Origin of the sequence: Salibaculum sp., from assembly GCF_035270045.1 — a bacterium.
Taxonomy (GTDB): domain Bacteria; phylum Pseudomonadota; class Alphaproteobacteria; order Rhodobacterales; family Rhodobacteraceae; genus Salibaculum.
Genome location: NZ_DATFIP010000012.1, coordinates 1 through 20,188, shown reverse-complemented (window position 1 = coordinate 20,188; position 20,188 = coordinate 1). Strand labels below are relative to the sequence as shown.

The following is a 20,188-nucleotide window of genomic DNA, read 5'->3' as shown; positions in this document are numbered from 1 at the left end:
ATGCACGAGTGCGGCCACCGCCCCGAGCGCGAACTGCCATTCAAAGCGCAGCCAGATATAGACAAGCACCGCACCGATGGCCAAGAGAACCGCGATTGCCGCCGTGGTGATCAACTCACCCGAGACTTTGGGTCCGACGCTTTCGACCGAGGTGAAATTGATATCCGGCACCGCCTCCTGCAACGCCGCCTCGACCGAGGCCACGACATCCGCGCTCACGCTCTCTTCGCCCTCCTGGGCTTGGATACGAATCATCGCGACGTTCTGATCGGGTCCGAATGTCGGGTCGAACACCTCGGTGATCGTCACATCCCCGAGTTCCAGCGGCTGGATCGCATCACGGTATTCGCCGATATCGACGGGTTGCGCGCTTTCTGTGCGGATCGTCGTCCCGCCCTTGAAGTCGATGCCGAAATTCAGCCCCTGAAGCATGAAGGACCCGGCCGCAAGAACGATAAGAAGCCCCGAAATTCCGAGCCACATCCGCCAACGGCGGAAGAAATCCCATGCCGTATCCTTGGCCACAAGGCGGAGCGAACGGCCCTGAAACAGCTTTTTGGGCCGCTTGCGCTCGAACCAGATGATAATCAGCAGACGGGTGACAAAGATGGCGGTAAAGACCGACGTGATGATGCCGAGGCCCAGCGTGATCGCGAAGCCCCGCACCGGACCTGACCCCATGGCGAAAAGGATCACGGCGGTGATGAGCGTGGTGATGTTGGCATCCACAATCGCACTCAGCGCCTTTTCATAACCCAGTTCGATCGCGCGCGCCGGGCCCTTGGCGGTTTTCGCCTCTTCACGAATACGCTCAAAGACAAGGACATTGGCATCCACCGCCATCCCGATGGTCAGAACGATCCCCGCGATCCCCGGCAATGTCAGTGTCGCGCCGATCATGCTCAACAGGCCGAATATCAACCCCACGTTGATGATGAGTGCAATATTCGCAAAAAGCCCGAAGGTGCCGTAACTCGCCCACATGAACGCGAGCACAAGGACAAAAGCCACGATACAGGCGATCTGCCCCGCCTCGATACTGTCGGCGCCCAATTCCGGGCCGATGGTGCGCTCTTCAAGAAAATCGAGCCCCGCAGGCAGGGCACCGGCCCGTAGAAGAACGGCAAGGTTGGTCGATTCCTCGACCGTGAAGCGGCCCGTGATAATGCCCGACCCACCCGGAATATGGCTCTGGATCACCGGCGCGCTGATCACCTCGTTATCAAGCACGATGGCAAAGGGATTGCCGATATTCTCTGCGGTGTAATCGCCAAACTTGCGCGCGCCCGTCGGATTGAAGCGGAACGACACCGCAGGCCGGCCGTTCTGATCGAAATCCGGCTGCGCATCGACCAATTCATCGCCGGTCACAACCGGCGCGCGTTCAAGGATGTAATATGCGCCCTCTTCATCGAGCGAGGGCAGGATTTCGTTGCCCGCGCCGGGCCGTTCATCCGGGTTCGAGGTCCGGCTCACAACCGGCTGAAAAGTCAGCTGCGCTGTGGTTCCGATCAGGTCCTTCAACTCGGCCGCGCTGCCGATGCCCGGCACCTGAATCAGGATGCGATCCGAGCCTTGGCGCTGAATCGTGGGCTCTCGCGTGCCCACCTCGTCGATCCGGCGGCGAATGATTTCAAGCGCTTGGCGCACCGTGCGTTCGTCTGTGGCGCGCTGTTCGGCTTCGCTCAGACGGACAATCACACTGTCGCCTTCGGTCGTGACCTCTATATCGCTTGATCCGGCGCCGGAAAGCGATGTGACCGGTCGCGCCAATCCGCGCACGATCTGGGCCGCCTGCCCCACCGCGTCCGGGTTTTCGACCAAGCGCACGACAAGGCTGTCGCCGGTCTCGCGCTGCAATCGGATCGGGCCAACCTCGTCGCGGTTGTCCCGAAGCAGGTTGCGCACTTCGGGCCACATCCCCTCAAGCCGCGCCTCATAGACCTCTTCGACCTTGACCTCGACAAGAAGATGCGCCCCGCCCCTAAGGTCGAGACCCAGATTGACCAACCCCGAGGGAAGCCAATCGGGCCACTGCCCAAGCGCATCGGCAACCTGCGCCGGGGCGGTGCCTTGCTCAACGCTCTTGACCGCGTCGTTATGCGTCTCGACGCGGCTGTAGAACGCGTTGGGCGCCGCGAGCAAAAGCCCCAGAGCCACCACGCCCCAGATGAGAACTCGTTTCCACAGGTCGATCTTCAGCATGTCTTGGGGCTTTCCGGCAGGGGCGTGTAAAGCAGGGTCGAGTCAAAACGTGGTCAAGCGGCCAAATCAGCCTTCCGCAGGCTCGGTCTTGGAGCGGACCTCGGCAATCGTGTGGCGGACCACCCGAACCTTGACGCCTTGGGCCACCTCGATCTCAAGCTCGCCCTCCTGCACGCGCGTCACCTTGCCGATCATGCCGCCTTGGGTGACGACACGGTCGCCCTTGCGCAGGGCTTCGACCATTGCGCGATGTTCTTTCATCTTTTTCTGCTGTGGCCGGATCAGCAGGAAATACATGATCGCGAAGATCAGCAGCAATGGCACGAATTGGGCGAGCGCTTCCATCGGGTGTCCTTTTATGGCTTGGCCCGGCGGCTGCGGGCGACGGCGACGTGTTAAAACGCGCGGGGCCGTTTGGCAACGCACCCGCGCATGCTTGCGGGTGGATATGGGGCAAACGGCGCGCGGGTGCAATGCGTCAGGGGGTCAAAGGGATCGGATTCCAGGGCAGGAGTCGATGACAGATCCCGGTTTTCCTGTGACGCTTTCGCCGAGGACCGGCCGCGACCGGGTCGGCATCGGCCCTGCGACAGCGGATGCCGCATGACCCCCGCGCGGGCTCCCAGGACGGCGTCCGGCACGGGTGGGCGGAGCGATGAACCCGCACTACACCTGCTCGCGAATCTGATGCATAAGCACGCCAAGAACGATTCACGCCAAGGACAGACCCATGCATGACATCCGCGCGATCCGAGACACCCCCGCCGCTTTTGACGCGGCCCTGTCGCGTCGTGGGGTGGCACCGGTCTCCGAGCAGATCCTGGCCATCGACGAGTCCCGCCGCGCGAAAATTCAGGCCGCCGAGACCGCCCAGGCCGAGGCCAATGCGGCCGCCAAGGCGATCGGCGCGGCCAAGGCCAAGGGCGACGAGGCCGAGTTCGAACGCCTGCGCGCGGAAGTGTCTCAGAAAAAGGCCGATATCGCCCGCCTGCAGGAGGAGGCCAAGGCCGAGGACGCCCGGCTGCATGATGCCCTCATGGGCCTGCCCAACCTGCCCGCCGAAGACATCCCCGACGGCGCAGACGAGGCCGACAACGTCGAGATCAAGCGCTGGGGCAGCCCGCGCACCTTCGATTTCACCCCGCTGGAGCACTACGAGATCCCCGCCGCCAAACACGGCATGGATTTCGAGACGGCCGCCAAGCTCTCGGGCAGCCGCTTCGTGGTTCTGGCCGGCGCGACGGCCCGGCTGCACCGGGCACTGGCCCAGTTCATGCTTGATTTCCATGTTGAAAATCATGGCCTTGCCGAAACCATCACACCGGTTCTGGTACGCGACGAGATGATGTATGGCACCGGCCAACTGCCCAAGTTCGGCGAAGACAGCTACAAGACGACCGATGGCTGGTGGCTGATCCCCACTGCCGAGGTTACGCTCACCAATCTCGTCAACGGCGAGACGGTTCCGGCCGACAGTCTGCCCCGGCGCCACGTCGCCCATACCCAGTGCTTCCGGTCCGAGGCCGGATCGGCGGGCCGCGACACCAGTGGCATGCTGCGCCAGCACCAGTTCGAAAAGGTCGAGATGGTCTCGATCACCCATCCCGATGAAAGCGAGGAAGAGCATCGGCGCATGACCGCCTGCGCCGAGGCCATCCTGGAGGCACTGGCGCTGCCCTATCGGACGGTCGTCCTGTGCGCCGGGGACATGGGCGCGGGCGCGCGCCGGACCCATGACATCGAGGTCTGGCTGCCCGGCCAGGACACCTATCGCGAAATCAGCTCGATCTCGACCTGCGGCGCCTACCAGGCGCGGCGCATGAACGCCCGCTTCAAACCGGCGGATGGCAGCAAGCCGCAATTCGTGCATACCCTCAACGGGTCGGGCCTTGCCGTGGGCCGGACGCTGATCGCCGTGCTGGAGAACGGCCAGCAGGCCGATGGCTCGGTCACCCTGCCGGAGGCCCTGCATCCCTACCTGCGCGGCAGGACCGGCATCGCGGCGGACGGCACACTCGTCTAGGTGAGCCAGGTCTGATTTTTCCAACCGACCGGATTGCCCGCCCCCGCGATGGACCCCGGGCGGCGCGTCCAAGCCGCGCAATGCCAGCCCGGGTCGCGCCCAACGGATTTTGCCTCTCTACCACCCGGCGGGGTATCGCATCCCCCCGGCCTGGCGTATCCTGCACCGACCGATCACGAGGAAACCCGCGCATGAAACAGCCCCTCGCCCTCCTGACTGCCCTCTTCACCCTCGCCTTCGTGCTTTCGCCGCTGGTGACGGACCCCTTCTCGGGTTTCCGCGCGGACCAGTTGCCCGTCCCCCAGGTCGATCCGCCGGTGCAGCCCGCAGGCTATGCCTTCGCCATCTGGGGGCTGATCTACGGCTGGCTGGTGGTCTCGGCCGGCTTCGGCCTCTGGGCGCGGGCCAATGATCCGGCCTGGGACCGGATGCGCGCACCGCTGCTGCTCAGCCTCGCCGTCGGCACGCCCTGGCTCTGGATCGCGAACCAGAGCCCGGTCTGGGCCACGGTCACGATCTTCATCATGGCCGGCGCCGCCATATTGGCCGCGCTGCGCAGCCCCGGCCGCGACCGCTGGCTGGCTCATGCGCCTGTGACTGTCTATGCGGGCTGGCTGACGGCGGCCTCCTTCGTGTCGCTGGGCAGCACGGCCGCCGGACACGGTGTCCTGACAGGGGCTCTCGGCTGGGCCTGGCTGGGCCTGGCCGGGGCGACGCTGACCGGGCTGGCGGTGATCGTGGCCCTTCGCCGCCGGCTGGAATATGCCCTGACACTGGCCTGGGCCCTCATCGGCATCATCGTGGCCAACGGAGGCGACCCGCTCTCCGTCAGCCTCGGCGCGGCGCTCGCCATCGCGCTGGTCGCTGGGGTCGGCGCGCTGCTGCCGCGGGCTTCTTCTGGCTGAAAATATCCAGCGTCCGGCCGGTGCATCGCGCGCAGGGGCAGGGACAGGGCGTCACCGCGCCACCCGCCAGAGTGAAAGCGCGCGGAAGCGCCCCGCCTGGTCACGCTAGCCGTCGGCAGGGCCTTTCCCGAGGTGCTTGCGCAGGCGCGACGGCGTGGACTTCTTGCGGTTCTTGTAGGGATTCTTGTCACCCTGGCCGCGCATGCTCAGTCGGATCGGCGTGCCGGGCATGTCGAAATCCTCGCGCAGGCCATTCACCAGGTAGCGGGTGTAGCCCTCGGACAGTTTCTCGGGGTTGGAGCACATCACCACGAAGCCCGGCGGGCGCGTCTTGACCTGCGTCATGTAGCGCAGCTTGATCCGCCGCCCGCCCGGCGCGGGGGGTGGATGTGCCTCGACCATACCGCTCAGCCAGCGGTTTAGCTGCGCCGTTGTCACCCGCCGGTTCCAGATGTCGTGGGCGCGCAGCACCGCGTCATGCAGCCGGTCCAGCCCGCGACCGGTCCTGGCCGAAACCGTGACCAGAGGCGCCCCGCGCAATTGTGGCAGGAGCCGGTCGAAGGCCTCCTTCAGGCCCTTCAGCTTGGCCTGCTTGTCGTCCTCGATGTCCCACTTGTTGACCGCCACGACAACCGCACGGCCCTCGCGCTCGGCCAGGTCGGCAATGCGCAAATCCTGCTGCTCGAAGGGAATTGCCGCGTCCAGAAGCACGATCACCACCTCGGCGAACCTGACCGCGCGCAGCCCGTCCGACACCGAAAGCTTTTCGACCTTGTCCTGGACCCGGGCCTTCTTGCGCATCCCGGCGGTGTCGAAGAGCCGCACCGGCGTGCCGCCCCAGTCCATCCGCAGCGAGATGGCATCACGTGTGATCCCGGCCTCGGGTCCGGTCAGCAGGCGGTCCTCTCCCAGGATCTTGTTGATCAGCGTGGACTTGCCCGCGTTGGGGCGCCCCACCACCGCCACCTGCAACGGCCTGTCGGCGCTCGGCTGGTGCCGGGACAGGTCCGCCTCGGCATCGGGGTCCTCGATCGCGACATCCGTCTCGGGAGCGTCGCGCGCGGCGCGTTCGGCGTAACCGTCGGCCAGGGGCGTCAGCACCTCCAGCAGCTCGCTCAGCCCCTCGCCGTGTTCGGCCGACAGGCGCAGCGGCTCGTCCAGGCCCAGGGCATAGCCCTCCATCACGCCGGCATCCGCCGCGCGGCCCTCGCCCTTGTTGGCCGCCAGGATGACATGCGCGGACTTGCGGCGCAGGATATCGGCGAAGACCTCGTCGGTGGCGGTCACCCCTACCCGCGCATCATACATGAACAGGCAGATATCGGCCATTTCGACCGCGCGCTCGGTCAGCCGCCGCATCCGGCCCTGCAGGCTGTCGTCGGTGGCATCCTCCAGTCCCGCGGTGTCGATGACGGTGAAGCGCAGGTCGCCCAGGCGCGCCTCGCCCTCACGCAGGTCCCGGGTCACGCCGGGCTGGTCGTCGACCAGCGCCAGGCGCTTGCCCACAAGGCGGTTGAACAGGGTGGACTTGCCCACGTTGGGCCTGCCCACGATGGCGAGAGTGAAGCTCATGACGCATGTTCCATCGGATCAGACGGGCCCGATACACCGTTTGCGGCTCAACGGAAAGCCAGCAATTGTCCCCGCTTGGTCACCACGTAAAGCGTGCCACCCGCGACAACCGGGTTCGACGTGGCCCCGCCGCGCACCTCAAGCGTGCCGACCAGGTCGCCGCTGACGGGGTCGAACTGCCGGACCAGCCCGTCCGAGGAGGCCACGATCAGCCGCCCCCCGGCAAGCACCGGGCCATAGTGTTCATGCCGCGTGCTCTGGCGGCGTTCTCGGCTTTCCACGAAACCGGGCAGGTCCACCCGCCAGACCGGGCTGCCGTCGGCGGCATCCAACCGCAGAAGCTCGCCCAGGTCGTTGACCAGGAATACCGATCCCCCCGCGGGCCAGACCGGGCCGACCGCGCCTTCGGACACGCTCCAGATACGGTCGCCGTTGGCCAGTCGCAGCGCCGCCAGGCGGCCCGAGACATTTCCGACATAGACGCGGTCGCCGTCGATCACCGGGTCGCCGGCCAGGTCCGAAATGGTCGAGGCCGCCCGCCCCGGCCGCTGGCCGGTCACGATAGAAGCCCAGCGCCGCAGCCCGCCCCGGGGGAAGGCGGCCAGCACCTCACCCGTGGGAAGGGGAAAGACGGCGATCTCGGAGGTGACGGCGGCGCCCGGCCCGCCGGCGAAATTCGCGGCTGACGGTGTGCCGGTCAACGTCCAGCGGACACGCCCCGTCTCCATGTCCACCGCCCAGGCGCGGCCATCGCGCGAGACGACATAGGCCAGCCCATTGCGAATCGTCGGCGCCGAGGTGCCTGGCGCGTCCAGGTCCTGGGTCCAGCGTTCCGCGCCCGTCGCGGTATCCAGCGCCACGAGTTCGCCGAACCCGGTGGTCACCAGAAGGGTCTCGCCATCGGTGGCCAGCCCGCCGCCCGAAGCGTCGCGCCGATTATCCGAGGCCACGGCGAGCGGGCGCGCCCAGAGCCTTTCTCCCGCCGTCGAGGTGGCCACAACCTGGGTGCGCGCGTCCAGCGTGAAGACGCGCCCGGCGGCCACGACAGGATCGGCCGTTATGCGGTGACGACGGCCGTCGCCCTCGCCGATGTCGGCGGCAAAGACCGGGGTCAGCCCCCGGCCCAGCGCCGGATGGGTGATCTGGTGCTCGGGGCCCCCGTTGCGATGGCTCCAGGCGGTATTCTCGACCGGTCCGGCCAGGGAAATCGGACGCGCCTCGTTGGCAAAGGGCGCCTCGGCCTGCGTCGGGCCGTCGATGTCGGTGCGGATGTCCAGCCGCTCGCCCGGGAGGATTTCCTCTTGCCCGCCACAGGCGGCCAGGGTGCCAAGGGCGATCAGCCCTGCCAGAAATGGTTTCAAAGTCACGCTTTCCCCCTGTCCCGGCCCCGGTCCCGGTTGCACGGGCCGATCCGGCGCGCGCCGATTCCGCGGTAAGGTCCGGCCCGCATGGTCATTCTCCGCCGGGCAACGCCAGATCCTCGATCTCGCCACCCAAGGCCACAATCATCTGCAGCGCCCGTTCGCGCAAGCCCCGCGTTGCCTCGGCGTCCACGGCAATGGCGCGGAACTGCTCGACGGCGGCGTCGGTGTCGCCCTCGTCGACCGCGATCAGGGCCAGCTGTTCCTGGGCGATCATGCGAAACGGCGCGCCGGGCCGAGACAAGCCGGCGAGCGTGGCGCGGCGGGTTTCGACATCGCGGACCCCGGCACCGATCATCGCACCCTTGAGGGCGGCCAGGTCGCGGTAGATCGCCGGCACCGCCTCGTCCGTCGCCACGGCCTCGAGCGCGGCAACGGCGCCCTCGATCTCCCCGGCCTCTTGCAGTTCTGTCGCGGCAAGCATGTTGGACACAGCCACCGCGCCACCGTCGGGGTCAAGCCCGATCAGCGCATTGGCGCGGGTCGCGGGCTCGTCCTGCCGGATCGCCGCCAGCATGGCATCGCCGCGGGCCTGGGCCTCGGCGCGGGCCTCGGCCTTGCGCCACTCGTTGAAGGCCGTGCCCCCCACCAGCACCAGCACCACCGCAACGGCAATCCAGCCGTAGCGGCGCAGGTACTGGAAAAGCCGGTCGCGCCGGACCTCTTCGGTAACCTCGTCGATGAAACTGTCGTTCTGGCTCATGCTCGCCCCATATGCCGCGCGGCGTGGCCCGGACGTGCCGGATTGGCCTCTCATATCCCGAAGCCCGCCACAGAGACAAGGGCGCCCGCGCCGCGATCCGGGACCGGGGCATTTCGCAGGTGCAGAAGACGCCTTGCGGCAAGGAGGAAATTTTCCTAAACTAAACTGGTCGGTTCAGAAATTCGCCACGTAATACTATGGAAACGAGTACGCGGCCCTTGCTCCGGGGCCGAACGACGAGAGGAATGACCCGTTCATGCGCCTGATGCCGATCCTTACCGCAGCGCTGGTGTCCGTATCGCTTTATTTCCTGATCTTCGAACGCGAAACCGTTCTTGCCATCGCCCAGGTCGGTCCCTCGGAGGAGACCGCTGACGAGACCGGGGAGACCGGCCCTGCCCCGGTCAGCGTTGTGGTCGAGACCTCGCAAGCACAGGCGGTGGACAGCGCCGTGGTCCTGCGCGGCCGCACAGAGGCCGCCCGCCAGGTTACCGTCGCCGCCGAGACTTCCGGACAGGTCATCTCGGAGCCGATCCGCAAGGGTGCCTTTGTCGAGGCGGGCGCCCTGCTGTGCAAGCTCGACCCGGGCACCCGCCAGTCCACGCTAGAAGAGGCGCGCGGCCGGTTGCGCGAGGCGCGCGCCCGCTTGCCCGAGGCGCAGGCCCGCGTGCCCGAGGCCCGCGCCCGTCGCGCCGAAGCCGCCGCACGGCTGGCCGAGGCCGAGGCGCGCCGGACCGAGGCCGAGGCACGGCTCGACGAGGCGAGGATCAATGAAAACGCTGCGGCACGGCTGTCGGAAGGGGGCTTCGCCTCGGAAACGCGGCTGGCCAACGCCGAGGCCGCGCTGGCCTCGGCCCGCGCCGGCCTGACCTCGGCCGAGGCCGCCGTCGAGGGGGCGCAGGCGGGCATTTCAAGCGCCGAGGCCAGCATCGAGGGGGCCACCGCCGGAGTCGAGGCCGCCCGCGCCGGCATCCAGTCGGCCCAGGCCGCGGTGGCCGCCGCGGAGCGCGAACTGGACCGTCTGACCATAACGGCCCCCTTCGAGGGCCTGCTGGAGAGTGACACGACCGAACTGGGCACCCTGATGCAGCCGGGCAGCCCCTGTGCCACCGTCATTCAGCTGGACCCGATCAAACTGGTGGGCTTCGTCCCCGAGGCCGATGTTGCCAAGGTCGAGACCGGGGCCATGGCTGGCGCCGAACTCAGCAGCGGCGAGCGTGTCCAGGGGCCGGTCACCTTCCTGTCACGCTCGGCCGACCAGGCCACCCGCACATTCCGCGTGGAGATCGAGGTGCCCAACCCCGACCTGGCGATCCGCGATGGTCAGACCGCCGAGATCCTGATCGGGGCCGAGGGGCGTTCGGCACATCTGCTGGCTGCCTCGTCGCTGACGCTCAACGACGACGGTGACATCGGCGTGCGGGCGGTGGACGACGCCGATATCGCCCGGTTCCACCGGGTCAGCGTGCTGCGCGACACGGTGGAAGGCGTCTGGGTGACGGGCCTGCCCGACAGCCTGGACGTGATCGTCGTGGGCCAGGAATACGTCCGCGACGGCGTGCCCGTCGCGCCCACCTACAGGGAGGCGAACGGATGACGGGAATCGTCGACTGGGCGGCAAACCATGCCCGCATGATCATCGCCTTCATCGTGCTGTCCCTGGCGGCGGGGGCAGCCTCTTACGTGGGTCTGCCCAAGGAAGGCGAGCCGGACATCGAGATCCCGGCGCTTTTCGTCTCGGTTCCCTTCCCCGGCATCTCGGCCGAGGACGCCGAGACCCTGCTGGTCAAGCCGATGGAGGCAGAGCTTCAGGACATCGACGGGCTGGACACGATGTCCTCGACCGCCGCCGAGGGCTATGCCGGCGTGGCGCTTGAGTTCGAGTTCGGCTGGGACAAGTCGCGCACCATGGCCGATGTCCGCGATGCCATGAACAGCGCCGAGGGCCAGTTCCCCAATGGCGCCGACCAGTATTCCATCAACGAGATCAACTTCTCCGAATTCCCCATCATAATCGTCAACCTGACCGGCGAGGTGCCCGAGCGCACCCTGATCGACGTGGCCGAGCGCCTGCAGGACGAGGTCGAGGGCATCGACGCGGTGCTCGAAGCGCAGCTGACCGGCCAGCGCGAGGAGATGCTGGAAGTCGTGATCGACCCGCTCAAGCTGGAAAGCTACAACGTCACGGCGAATGACCTGATCAACACGGTGACCCAGAACAACCTTCTGGTCGCCGCGGGCGAGGTGAGCAGCGAACGGGGGGATTTCTCGGTCAAGGTGCCCTCGTCCTTCGACGAGGCGCGTGACGTCTATTCCCTGCCCGTGCGCACCAACGGCGACCGCGTGGTCACCCTCGGCGACCTGGCGGAAATCCGCCCCACCTTCGAAGACCGCGTCAGCACCGCGCGGTTCAACGGCACCACGACCGTGGCGCTCCAGGTGGTCAAGCGCAAGGGGTTCAACCTGATCGACACCGCCGCAGAGGTGCGCGACACCGTCAATGGCGCCGTCGCCGAATGGCCCGATGACCTGCGCCAGGCGGTGCAGGTCGGCTATTCCAACGACCAGAGTCGGGTCGTGGCCTCCATGGTCAGCCAGCTCGAAGGCTCGGTTCTGACGGCCATCGCGCTGGTTATGATCGTGGTGCTCGCCGCCCTGGGCATTCGCCCGGCACTGCTGGTCGGCTTTGCCATCCCGACCTCGTTCCTGCTGTGCTTCGCGCTTTTCGCGGTGCTGGACGTGACCATTTCCAACATCGTGATGTTCGGGCTGATCCTGGCCGTGGGCATCCTGGTCGACGGGGCCATCGTGGTGGTGGAATACGCCGACAAGCGCATCGCCGAGGGCACCGGACCCATGCATGCCTATGTCGAGGCCGCGCGCCGCATGTTCTGGCCCATCATCAGCTCCACCGCCACCACGCTCTGCGCCTTCCTGCCCATGCTCTTCTGGCCCGGCGTGGCGGGCGAGTTCATGGGGCTGCTGCCGGTCACGATCATCTTCGTGCTGACAGCCTCTCTGATCGTGGCGCTGATCTACCTGCCGGTCATGGGCGGCGTGACGGGCCGCATGAGCCGCGTCTTCGGGCGCTGGTCCGATGCCTTGCGCGCGCACCTGCCCTGGCTTGTCCGGGCCGCCCTGGTGGTCCCGGCGATCCTGATGACCTACGCGGGCGCCATGCTGACACTGAACCCGGGCTATTTCGGGGCCCGCGCGGTGCAAACCGACGGTCTGGTCGCCTCGCTGCCGGGCATCGCGCTGTTCGTGGTGTCCTGCATGGCCATGGCCGTGACCGTGAGCGCGGCCACGATCACCCGGACACCCCGGCGCATCCGGGCCGGGTATCGGCGCAGCACCTTCGGCCAGGTGATCCATTTCATCTCGGGCAACCCGGTCATGCCGATCATCTCGATCGCCGCCATCGGCGCCTTCGTGGTCTGGACCTTCATGTACTTCGGGTCCAACAACAACGGCGTCGAGTTCTTCGCCGAGAGCGAGCCCGAGCAGGCCATCGTCTACGTCCAGGCCCGCGGCAACCTCTCGATCGAGGAAAAGGACGATCTGGTTTCCCAGGCCGAGCGGATCGTCCTGGACCAGCCCGGCATCGATACCGTCTTCGCCTTTGCCGGCGAGGGCGGGCTGAACCAGAACACCGGCGGCGGCGAAGGCCCGCGTGACACCATCGGCCAGCTCCAGGTCGAGATGATCCCCTGGGAAGACCGCCCGGCCTACGCCCGCGAGAACGGCATCCCGCTGGAGCGCCTCGATGGTGACGTGGTCATGGAGAACATCCAGGCCGCGCTCGACACCCTGCCCGGCGTCCGCTCGGAGATCCTAAACCTGTCGCGCGGCCCGGCCAGCCCCAAGCCGGTACATCTGCGCCTGACCGGTAACGACTGGGAAACGCTCAAGCAGGCCGCGGCGATCACGCGCGACCGCTTCGACCGGACCCTCGGCCTGAGCCAGGTCGAGGACAGCCGCCCCCTGCCCGGAATCGACTGGGAAATCGACGTGGACACGGAAAAGGCCGGGCGCTACGGCGCGGACGTTGCCACGGTGGGCGGCATGGTCCAACTGGTCACCCGCGGGTTGCTGCTTGACACCTACACCCCCAGGGGAAGCGACGAGGAGATCGAGATCCGCGTGCGTCTGCCGCGCGAGGACCGGGTCCTGTCCACCCTGGACAGCCTGCGCGTCCGCACCCCTGACGGGCTGATCCCGCTGTCCAACTTCATCACGCGCCAGCCGGTCGAGAAGCTCGGCCAGATCGACCGTGTCGACCAGGAACGCTACTTCGACGTCAAGGCCGGCGTGGCCGAGGGCATGGTGCAATTCATCACCGACGGGCCCGACGGCGAAACCGTTGCCCTGGGCACCTTCCGGGAATTGCCCGAAGGCGCGCAAGCCGAGGCGTCCCGCACGGTCGAGACCACCGATGGCACGGCCTATGAGCGCGTCGCGCTCAACACCGCCGAGAACCTTTCGGCGGTGCAGCAGGCCCTCGACGACGGCACCGCGCGCCCCGAGGTCATCAACGGCAACGAACGCATCGCCACCCTGACCGAGTGGCTGGAGACCGATAACCCCCTGCCCGAGGGTGTGAGCTGGAAATGGACCGGCGACCAGCAGGACCAGGCCGAAAGCCAGGAGTTCCTGCAAACCGCCTTTGCCGGGGCGCTGGGGCTGATGTTCATCATCCTGCTGGCGCAGTTCAACAGCTTCTACAACGCCACGCTCGTGCTGCTGGCGGTGATCCTGTCGACCACCGGCGTGCTGATCGGGATGCTGGTCATGGACCAACCCTTCTCGATCATCATGACAGGCACCGGGATCGTGGCCCTGGCCGGGATCGTGGTGAACAACAACATCGTGCTGATCGACACCTACCAGGACTACGAGAAATACATGCCGCGCTCCGAGGCGATCACCCGCACCGCCGAGGATCGTATCCGCCCCGTGCTGCTGACCACGACCACCACCATGGCCGGCCTCGCGCCGATGATGTTCGGGCTGTCGCTCGATTTCTTCGGCGGCGGCTATTCCATCGACAGCCCCACCGCGCTGTGGTGGAAGCAGCTGGCCACGGCTGTCGTCTTCGGGTTGGGCATCGCCACGGTCCTGACGCTGATCTTCACGCCCTCGATGCTGGCCCTTCGGGTCTGGGTGACGACCTATGCCCGTTGGGCAGCCCAGGGCCTTGCCAAGCTGGGCGCGGGGCGCGGCAGCCGCATGGCCCGCGACTGGGCCCTCGAACGCGAGGCCCGCCGGACCAAGGTGCCGGAAATCCAGTGGTCGGAATTCGACGGTTTCACGGCCCCCGAAGCCGACCCGGTGGTCGAAACCGCCCCCCCGCCGCTGCGCGCGGCGGAATAGCCCGGGCAGTCGAACGACAGGCAATCAGGCCCCCGTCAACACGTCGACCGCGGCGCATGCGGCGCGGAAAAGAAGACGGCCATGCGCCTCGTGGACGGACCCGCGGGCTTCGATACGCGCGGACCGGCCGACATTGCGGATCATTGAAACTCGGGAAGACGCGCTAACTCGCCTTCAAGGGAAAACTTGGAGGTTTCTATGATCCGCAGCATCACCAGCGCACTTGCCCTCGGCATCGCCGTCGCACAGCCTGCCGCCGCCGACCTGACAGGCCAGCCGTTCGACTACGAAGTCGACGGCACGGTCTTCGAAGGGTACGTCGCCCGCAACACCGACCTGCCCGAGACGGAAGGAACCGTCCTGATCGTGCACGATTGGGACGGGCTGACCGATTACGAGAAGCAACGCGCCGACATGCTGGCCGCAAAGGGCTACACGGCGGTCGCCATTGATGTCTACGGCAAGGACAACCGGCCGACCAACATGGAGGAAAACCAGGCCCGGTCGGGCGCGTTGTACGCCGATCGGGACCTCTTTCGCGCCAGGCTGTCCGGCTCCCTCGCCGCCGCAAGTGAACTTGATGGCGTGGGCGACGAGATCATCCTGATGGGCTACTGCTTCGGCGGAGCAGCGGCGCTGGAAGCAGCGCGTTCCGGAATGGAGGTGGACGGGTTCGTCTCCTTCCACGGCGGGCTGGGAACGCCCGAAGGTCAGGACTATTCCATGACCACGGCCCCTGTCCTGCTCTTGCATGGCACGGCAGATCCGGTCTCGGGCCCTGCCGACCTGGCGCAGGTCGTCGGCGAGATGCTCGACGCCGGCGTCGAGCACGATGCACGGCTTTTCGGCGGGGCGCGACATTCCTTCACCGTCTGGGGGTCCCGTGACTACGACCTGGCTGCCGACACGGGCAGCTGGGACGCATTCATGACATTCCTCGACGAACAGCTTTGACGATCGCTGGGGCGAGGGCCGGACCGGCCTCCCCTCTTTCGGGACCCTGCCCGGCATTTTAGGGCGCGGAAGCTGCTGCCCGCGGAACGGTGTCTTCGGGCGGGCGCGCGTCGTGGAAAGCCCGCGGAACCGGGCCCCGGGGCGGCGGGCGGGGCGGCCTTGACGGGGCCCGGGCAAGCAGCGGCCAGGCCGCCCGTCCCGGTCAGGCGGCCTCGTCCTCGGCCTGTTGCCGCGCCCAGAGCTGGGCATAGCGCCCGGGCTGACTCAACAGCGCATCGTGCGTGCCGGTCTCCACCACCTCGCCCTTTTCCAGCACAACGATCCGGTCAGCGTCCGCGATGGTCGACAGCCGGTGCGCGATGGTCAGCACCGTGCGGCCCTGCGCCATGGCCCGCAGCTCGGACTGGATCTCACGCTCGGTGTCGGTGTCCAACGCGCTCGTGGCCTCGTCCAGCAGCAGAATCGGCGGGTTCTTCAGCAGAGTCCGGGCGATGCCCACGCGCTGTTTCTCGCCGCCCGACAGTTTCAGGCCGCGCTCGCCCACCTGGGTGTCGTAGCCTTCCGGCAGGCTCATGATGAAGTCGTGGATCTTGGCCGATTTTGCTGCAGCGACCACCTCGGCCTCGTCCGCGCCCTCGCGCCCATAGGCGATGTTGTAGCGGATCGTGTCGTTGAACAGCACCGTGTCCTGCGGCACCACGCCGATGGCGTCGTGCAGACTGTCGAGGGTGACGTCGCGAATATCCTGCCCGTCGATCGTGATGCGCCCGGATGCCACGTCATAGAACCGGAACAGCAAGCGGCCTATGGTGGACTTGCCCGAGCCCGACGGCCCCACCACGGCCAGGGTCTGCCCCGCCGGCGCATCAAGCGTCACGCCTTTTAAGATCGGATTGCCCGGGTCATAGCCGAAACGCACGTCGTCGAGCCGCACATGCGCGCCCGCCACCTGCAGTGGCCGCGCATCGGCCCGCTCGCGCACATCGGGCGGCTGGTCGAGCAGCGCGAACATCTCGCCCATGTCCACCAGCGCCTGCCGGATCTCGCGATAGACGGTGCCCAGGAAATTGAGCGGCATGGTGATCTGGATCATGTAGGCGTTGACCATCACGAAATCGCCCACCGTCATGGTGCCCGCCTGCACGCCCATGGCCGCCATTACCATCACCGCCACCAGCCCGCCGGTGATGAGAAGGGACTGCCCGAAATTGAGGAACGAGAGCGAATAGGCGGTCATCAGCGCCGCGCGCTCGTAGCCCGCCATCGCCCGGTCATAGCGCGCCGCCTCCATCCCCTCGGCTCCGAAATACTTGACCGTCTCGTAGTTGAGCAGGCTGTCGATGGCCTTCTGGTTGGCGTCGGTGTCCTGATCGTTCATCTCGCGGCGCAGTTTTACCCGCCACTCGGTGACCTTGAAGGTGAAGGCGACATAGGCGGCGATCACGCCCGCCACCACGACGAGATACCAGATGTCGAAGGCGAGCCACAGGATCACCCCCACCATGAGGAGTTCGAGGATCAGCGGCGCGATGGAGAACAAGAGGAAGCGAAGCAGGAAATCCACGCCCTTCACGCCGCGCTCGATGATCCGGCTCAGCCCGCCGGTGCGCCGCGACAGGTGATAGCTCAGCGACAGCGCGTGGATGTGCTGGAACGTCTCGAGCGCAAGCTTGCGCAGCGCCCGCTGTCCCACCTTGGCGAAGGCCGCGTCGCGCGCCTGCTGGAACCCGACGTTCATCAGCCGTGACAGGCCATAGGCAACGGTCAGCCCGATCGCCCCCGCCCCAAGCGCCCAGGCGGGGCTTGGCCCCTCGCCCGCCAGCGCATCGACCGCCACCTTGTAGAACACCGGTGTCGCCACCGCGACCAGCTTGGCCGCCAGCAGGAGCGCCAGCGCCAGGACCACCCGGCGACGCACCCACGGCTCCTCCCTGGTCCACAGGTAAGGGGCCACCCGGCGGATGATCCGCCAGCCGCCGCCCTCGGGCGGGTGCGTCTCGGGTGTGGTGTCGGTCATCGGTGGCGTGTGTCCTTGGCTGCCGGACCCCACAGATAGCCGCGACATCCCCCGATGACCAGAGCGCGGCGCTACTGCGGCAGTTCGAACACCTGCCCGGGATAGATCAGGTCGGGGTCACGGATGCGGTCCCTGTTGGCCTCGAACACGCGGACGTAGAGGATGCCCTCGCCATAGGCCTTGCGCGAGATCGCCCAGAGCGTCGAGCCGGGCTGCACCGTGACCACCGACATGCGCGGCGGCGCGGGCGTGCCGTCCGCGTCCCTGACGTCGTCCTGCGCCGACAGCGTGGCGACATCCTCGCGCTTGAATGGCGTCTCGACCCGCGAGGTCACCGCGCCGTCGCGGCTTACCTCGTCCACGCGCAGCGTGTAGACGCCGGTATCCACCTCGGGCAGGGCGCTCCGCCAACTGCCTGTTTTGTCCACCGTCGCGGTGGTGACAGCGCGGTTGTCGAGATAGATGCGCACACGGGCGTCGGGCGTGCTGGCACGGCCCGAAAGCTGCACCCTGCCCGCGTCGGAATAGCTGATGGAGTCGAGCGCCACCGACGACATGATGTCCGGCCCCGGCTCTCCGGGGACCTGCAGCACGCGCACACCCGCGGCATCCGACAGCACCACGGTGGGTGCGGCAGGGGCCTCGGCGGCGGGCGCTGTGGCACCGTCGCCCGCGTCCAGCTGCGGCGCGACGGCGGTCGCCGGGGCCTCGGGCGTGGCGGGCCGCTTCGCAGCCACCTCGGGGGCGGGATCGGGCGTGGCGGACTCGGTCGCGACCCCTTCCGCGGCGGGATCAGGCGTCGCTTGCCCCGAATCGGCCACATCGGTGGCGGGCGCGGCCGCCTCGGACGCGGCGGTTCCGGCGGCATCAGGCGCGGATTCGGCGGGCGCGGGCGGCGTGCCGGTATCGGCCTCGGCCACCGCCCCGGGTTGCGGAGCGGGCGGCGGCGACGGCGCGATCAATATCTCGTCGGGCGCGCGGATCACGCGCCCGTCCGCGAGCAGCAATTCCAGCCCCAGAACCCGCACCGTATCGCTTGGCGCAAGGTCGAGAAACGCCACAAACTTGCCTGCCTGGTCGGCCTTTGCCGTCCCGAGACGGGCCGCATCGACGGTGATCGCCACCGTGCCCTCCGGCACCGCGCGCCCGGCGACGAGCATCTGCCCGTCCGGCTCGAGGCGGAAGGTGTCGAGCGCGGGCGGCGGCGGGGCCTGCGCCTCACCATCGGTACCGGCGACGAGGGGGACGGGCGCTTCCTGTGCTGTCCCTCCGGCTTCGGCAGGGCGGGTCGCGCCCTCGGTGTCGGGCTCGGGCACGGACTCGGCGGGCGGCGCGGTGCGGGTCCCGGCCTCCGGCGCGGGCTCTGCCGCCTGCTGCGGCGCAGGCGCAGGCGCAGGCGCAGGCGGCGGGGACGCATCGCCGCCCGCAAAATACGCCCCGATCGCCACGAGCGCGGCGGCGGCCGCTGCCCCCACCCCGATCACGGGTCCCGCACCCAAACCGGCAAATCTGCTCATCTTTCCCGACATCCCCGCCCAGGGCACCGCGCCCGGTTGCCGGACCATATCAACAAGGCTATCAGGGGTCAAAACAACCCTCTGAGAGACGGGAGAAATTCATGGCACACGCGGCTGTCTGTGTCTTTTGCGGCGCACGCGACGGGCACGACCCGACCTACCTCGCCGCCGCGGAGGAAACCGGGCGGATGCTGGCCGGGAATGGCTGGGAGCTGGTCTACGGCGCGGGCGATGTCGGCCTGATGGGCGCGGTTGCGCGCGCGGCGCAGGCGGCGGGGGGCCGCACGCTCGGCGTGATCCCCGAGCATCTGGTGGACCGCGAGGGCGGCAAGCGCGACCTGACCCGGTATGTCGTCACCGAGACGATGCACGAGCGCAAGAAGGTCATGTTCATGAATTCCCACGCCATCGTGGTCCTGCCCGGCGGCGCGGGCTCGCTTGACGAGCTGTTCGAGGTGCTGACCTGGCGTCAGCTGGGCCTGCATGACAAGCCAATTTTTCTATTGAATATCAATGATTACTGGGAACCGGTTCTCCGGCTTGTCGATCATGTCATCGGTCATGGTTTCGCCGATGACAGCCTGCGCGGCATGCTCCAACCGGTCAAGGATCCTCAGGCCCTCGGCACCGCCCTGCGCGCCGCCCTGTCCTGACGCAGGCTCGCGGTGGTGTAGATCGCCAGCGCCGTCCAGATCATGGCAAAGGCCACGGCGTGCCAGACGCTGAACGGCTCGAGGAAGATCAGCGTCGCCACGAGGAATTGCAGCGTCGGGTTCAGGTACTGCACAAGACCCACCGTGGCCAGCGTGACGCGCTTGGTGGCATAGCTGAACATGATGAGCGGCGTGCCGGTGAGGATACCGGAAAAGGCCAGCAGCAGGCTGTCGGGCCAATTGACACCGAATGCCCCATGCCCGTCGGAATGAAAAAACCACAAGACCGTCAGGGCAATCGGCGACAAGAGCAGCACCTCGGCCGTGACCGATACCACCGGACCGACGGAAAGCCCTTTTTTCACAAGACCGTAGAGGCCAAAGCTCGACGCAAGTATCAGCGCGATCCAGGGCGGCACGCCCAGCCCCCATGTCAGGGTGACGACCGCGCAGAGCGCAAGCGCAACCGCAAAGAGCTGCGCCCGGCCCAGCCGCTCACGAAACGCCAGAGCCCCCAGCAGCACCGCCACCAGCGGAAAGATGTAGTAGCCCAGCGAGGCCTCCATCGCCTTTCCGATCTGGATCGAGGTGATGAACACGAACCAGTTGGTCGAAATCATCAGCGCCGCCAGCGCTATGGACAGAACCGAGCGCCGCCCGGCGAGCGCGCGCCCCAGCATGTGCAGCCGCCCCTGGACCAGCAGCACCAGCGCGAAGAAGGCGCAGGACCACAGCGTGCGATGCGCCAGCACCTCAATCGGAGGGACGTGGTCCAGCAGCTTGTAATAGATACCCGACAGCCCCCACACCGTGCAGGTGGCGACCATCGCCACGATCCCCTTGGT

The 20,188-nt window shown here is 67.5% G+C and carries 14 protein-coding genes; 6 read left to right on the top strand and 8 right to left on the bottom strand.

Annotated features, from left to right (window positions below):
- Together secD and yajC are read right to left on the bottom strand one after the other, a co-directional pair.
- On the bottom strand, positions 1-2,205 hold a 2,205-nt coding region (gene secD, locus VJ897_RS02055; protein WP_324052785.1), incomplete at its 3' end, for a protein translocase subunit SecD.
- 66 nt (positions 2,206-2,271) lie between these two features.
- On the bottom strand, positions 2,272-2,550 hold the full coding sequence (gene yajC, locus VJ897_RS02050; RefSeq protein WP_324052783.1) for a preprotein translocase subunit YajC: 279 nt from the start codon (positions 2,548-2,550) through the stop codon (positions 2,272-2,274).
- Positions 2,551-2,935: 385 nt separating this feature from the next.
- Between yajC and serS the strand changes: the two genes are divergently transcribed.
- Together serS and VJ897_RS02040 are read left to right on the top strand one after the other, a co-directional pair.
- On the top strand, positions 2,936-4,228 hold the full coding sequence (gene serS, locus VJ897_RS02045; protein WP_324052781.1) for a serine--tRNA ligase: 1,293 nt from the start codon (positions 2,936-2,938) through the stop codon (positions 4,226-4,228).
- Between the two features lie 191 nt (positions 4,229-4,419).
- Positions 4,420-5,133 (top strand): TspO-related membrane protein, encoded by a 714-nt coding sequence (locus tag VJ897_RS02040; RefSeq protein ID WP_324052780.1) that lies wholly within the window; start codon positions 4,420-4,422, stop codon positions 5,131-5,133.
- A 105-nt stretch (positions 5,134-5,238) separates the two neighbouring features.
- On the opposite strand, the gene der is transcribed toward VJ897_RS02040, so the two are convergent.
- The 3 genes from der to VJ897_RS02025 form a co-directional block, all read right to left on the bottom strand.
- Positions 5,239-6,705, bottom strand: a complete 1,467-nt coding sequence (gene der, locus VJ897_RS02035) for a ribosome biogenesis GTPase Der (protein WP_324052778.1) — start codon at positions 6,703-6,705, stop codon at positions 5,239-5,241.
- A gap of 47 nt (positions 6,706-6,752) precedes the next feature.
- Positions 6,753-8,072 carry a PQQ-like beta-propeller repeat protein gene (locus tag VJ897_RS02030; RefSeq protein ID WP_324052776.1) on the bottom strand — a complete coding sequence of 440 codons (1,320 nt, stop codon included), beginning with the start codon at positions 8,070-8,072 and terminating at the stop codon, positions 6,753-6,755.
- A gap of 85 nt (positions 8,073-8,157) precedes the next feature.
- A complete protein-coding gene (locus tag VJ897_RS02025; RefSeq protein ID WP_324052774.1) occupies positions 8,158-8,829 on the bottom strand; it encodes a tetratricopeptide repeat protein in 672 nt (223 codons plus the stop codon).
- 256 nt (positions 8,830-9,085) lie between these two features.
- Between VJ897_RS02025 and VJ897_RS02020 the strand changes: the two genes are divergently transcribed.
- The 3 genes from VJ897_RS02020 (at position 9,086) to VJ897_RS02010 (ending at position 15,156) form a co-directional block, all read left to right on the top strand.
- Positions 9,086-10,426 (top strand): efflux RND transporter periplasmic adaptor subunit, encoded by a 1,341-nt coding sequence (locus tag VJ897_RS02020; RefSeq protein ID WP_324052772.1) that lies wholly within the window; start codon positions 9,086-9,088, stop codon positions 10,424-10,426.
- The gene (locus VJ897_RS02015) at positions 10,423-14,202 is read left to right on the top strand and encodes an efflux RND transporter permease subunit (RefSeq protein WP_324052770.1); all 3,780 of its coding nucleotides are present in this window, start codon (positions 10,423-10,425) and stop codon (positions 14,200-14,202) included. Before VJ897_RS02020 ends, VJ897_RS02015 begins: the two co-directional genes overlap by 4 nt.
- Positions 14,203-14,400: 198 nt before the next feature.
- The gene (locus tag VJ897_RS02010) at positions 14,401-15,156 is read left to right on the top strand and encodes a dienelactone hydrolase family protein (protein ID WP_324052768.1); all 756 of its coding nucleotides are present in this window, start codon (positions 14,401-14,403) and stop codon (positions 15,154-15,156) included.
- A 202-nt stretch (positions 15,157-15,358) separates the two neighbouring features.
- Here VJ897_RS02010 and VJ897_RS02005 read toward each other — a convergent pair whose 3' ends face one another.
- Positions 15,359-17,173 (bottom strand): ABCB family ABC transporter ATP-binding protein/permease, encoded by a 1,815-nt coding sequence (locus VJ897_RS02005; protein ID WP_324052766.1) that lies wholly within the window; start codon positions 17,171-17,173, stop codon positions 15,359-15,361.
- A 71-nt stretch (positions 17,174-17,244) separates the two neighbouring features.
- Entirely contained in the window at positions 17,245-18,702 is a 1,458-nt protein-coding gene (locus VJ897_RS02000) for a LysM peptidoglycan-binding domain-containing protein (protein WP_324052765.1), read from the bottom strand.
- 89 nt (positions 18,703-18,791) lie between these two features.
- Between VJ897_RS02000 and VJ897_RS01995 the strand changes: the two genes are divergently transcribed.
- Complete coding sequence (locus tag VJ897_RS01995; protein ID WP_324052763.1) at positions 18,792-19,343, top strand: LOG family protein; 552 nt, start codon at positions 18,792-18,794, stop codon at positions 19,341-19,343.
- Here the strand turns inward: VJ897_RS01995 and rarD are convergent.
- Positions 19,304-20,188, bottom strand: an 885-nt coding sequence (rarD, locus tag VJ897_RS01990; protein WP_324052760.1) for an EamA family transporter RarD, incomplete at its 5' end; no start/stop codon positions are given. The genes VJ897_RS01995 and rarD overlap by 40 nt on opposite strands.

Bases quoted from the DNA above. Each gene is read 5' to 3' on its own strand.
- yajC (WP_324052783.1), bottom strand. From the start codon at position 2,550: ATGGAAGCGCTCGCCCAATTCGTGCCATTGCTGCTGATCTTCGCGATC.
- serS (WP_324052781.1), top strand. From the start codon at position 2,936: ATGCATGACATCCGCGCGATCCGAGACACCCCCGCCGCTTTTGACGCG.
- VJ897_RS02040 (WP_324052780.1), top strand. From the start codon at position 4,420: ATGAAACAGCCCCTCGCCCTCCTGACTGCCCTCTTCACCCTCGCCTTC.
- der (WP_324052778.1), bottom strand. From the start codon at position 6,705: ATGAGCTTCACTCTCGCCATCGTGGGCAGGCCCAACGTGGGCAAGTCC.
- VJ897_RS02025 (WP_324052774.1), bottom strand. From the start codon at position 8,829: ATGAGCCAGAACGACAGTTTCATCGACGAGGTTACCGAAGAGGTCCGG.
- VJ897_RS02020 (WP_324052772.1), top strand. From the start codon at position 9,086: ATGCGCCTGATGCCGATCCTTACCGCAGCGCTGGTGTCCGTATCGCTT.
- VJ897_RS02015 (WP_324052770.1), top strand. From the start codon at position 10,423: ATGACGGGAATCGTCGACTGGGCGGCAAACCATGCCCGCATGATCATC.
- VJ897_RS02010 (WP_324052768.1), top strand. From the start codon at position 14,401: ATGATCCGCAGCATCACCAGCGCACTTGCCCTCGGCATCGCCGTCGCA.
- VJ897_RS02005 (WP_324052766.1), bottom strand. From the start codon at position 17,173: ATGACCGACACCACACCCGAGACGCACCCGCCCGAGGGCGGCGGCTGG.
- VJ897_RS02000 (WP_324052765.1), bottom strand. From the start codon at position 18,702: ATGTCGGGAAAGATGAGCAGATTTGCCGGTTTGGGTGCGGGACCCGTG.
- VJ897_RS01995 (WP_324052763.1), top strand. From the start codon at position 18,792: ATGGCACACGCGGCTGTCTGTGTCTTTTGCGGCGCACGCGACGGGCAC.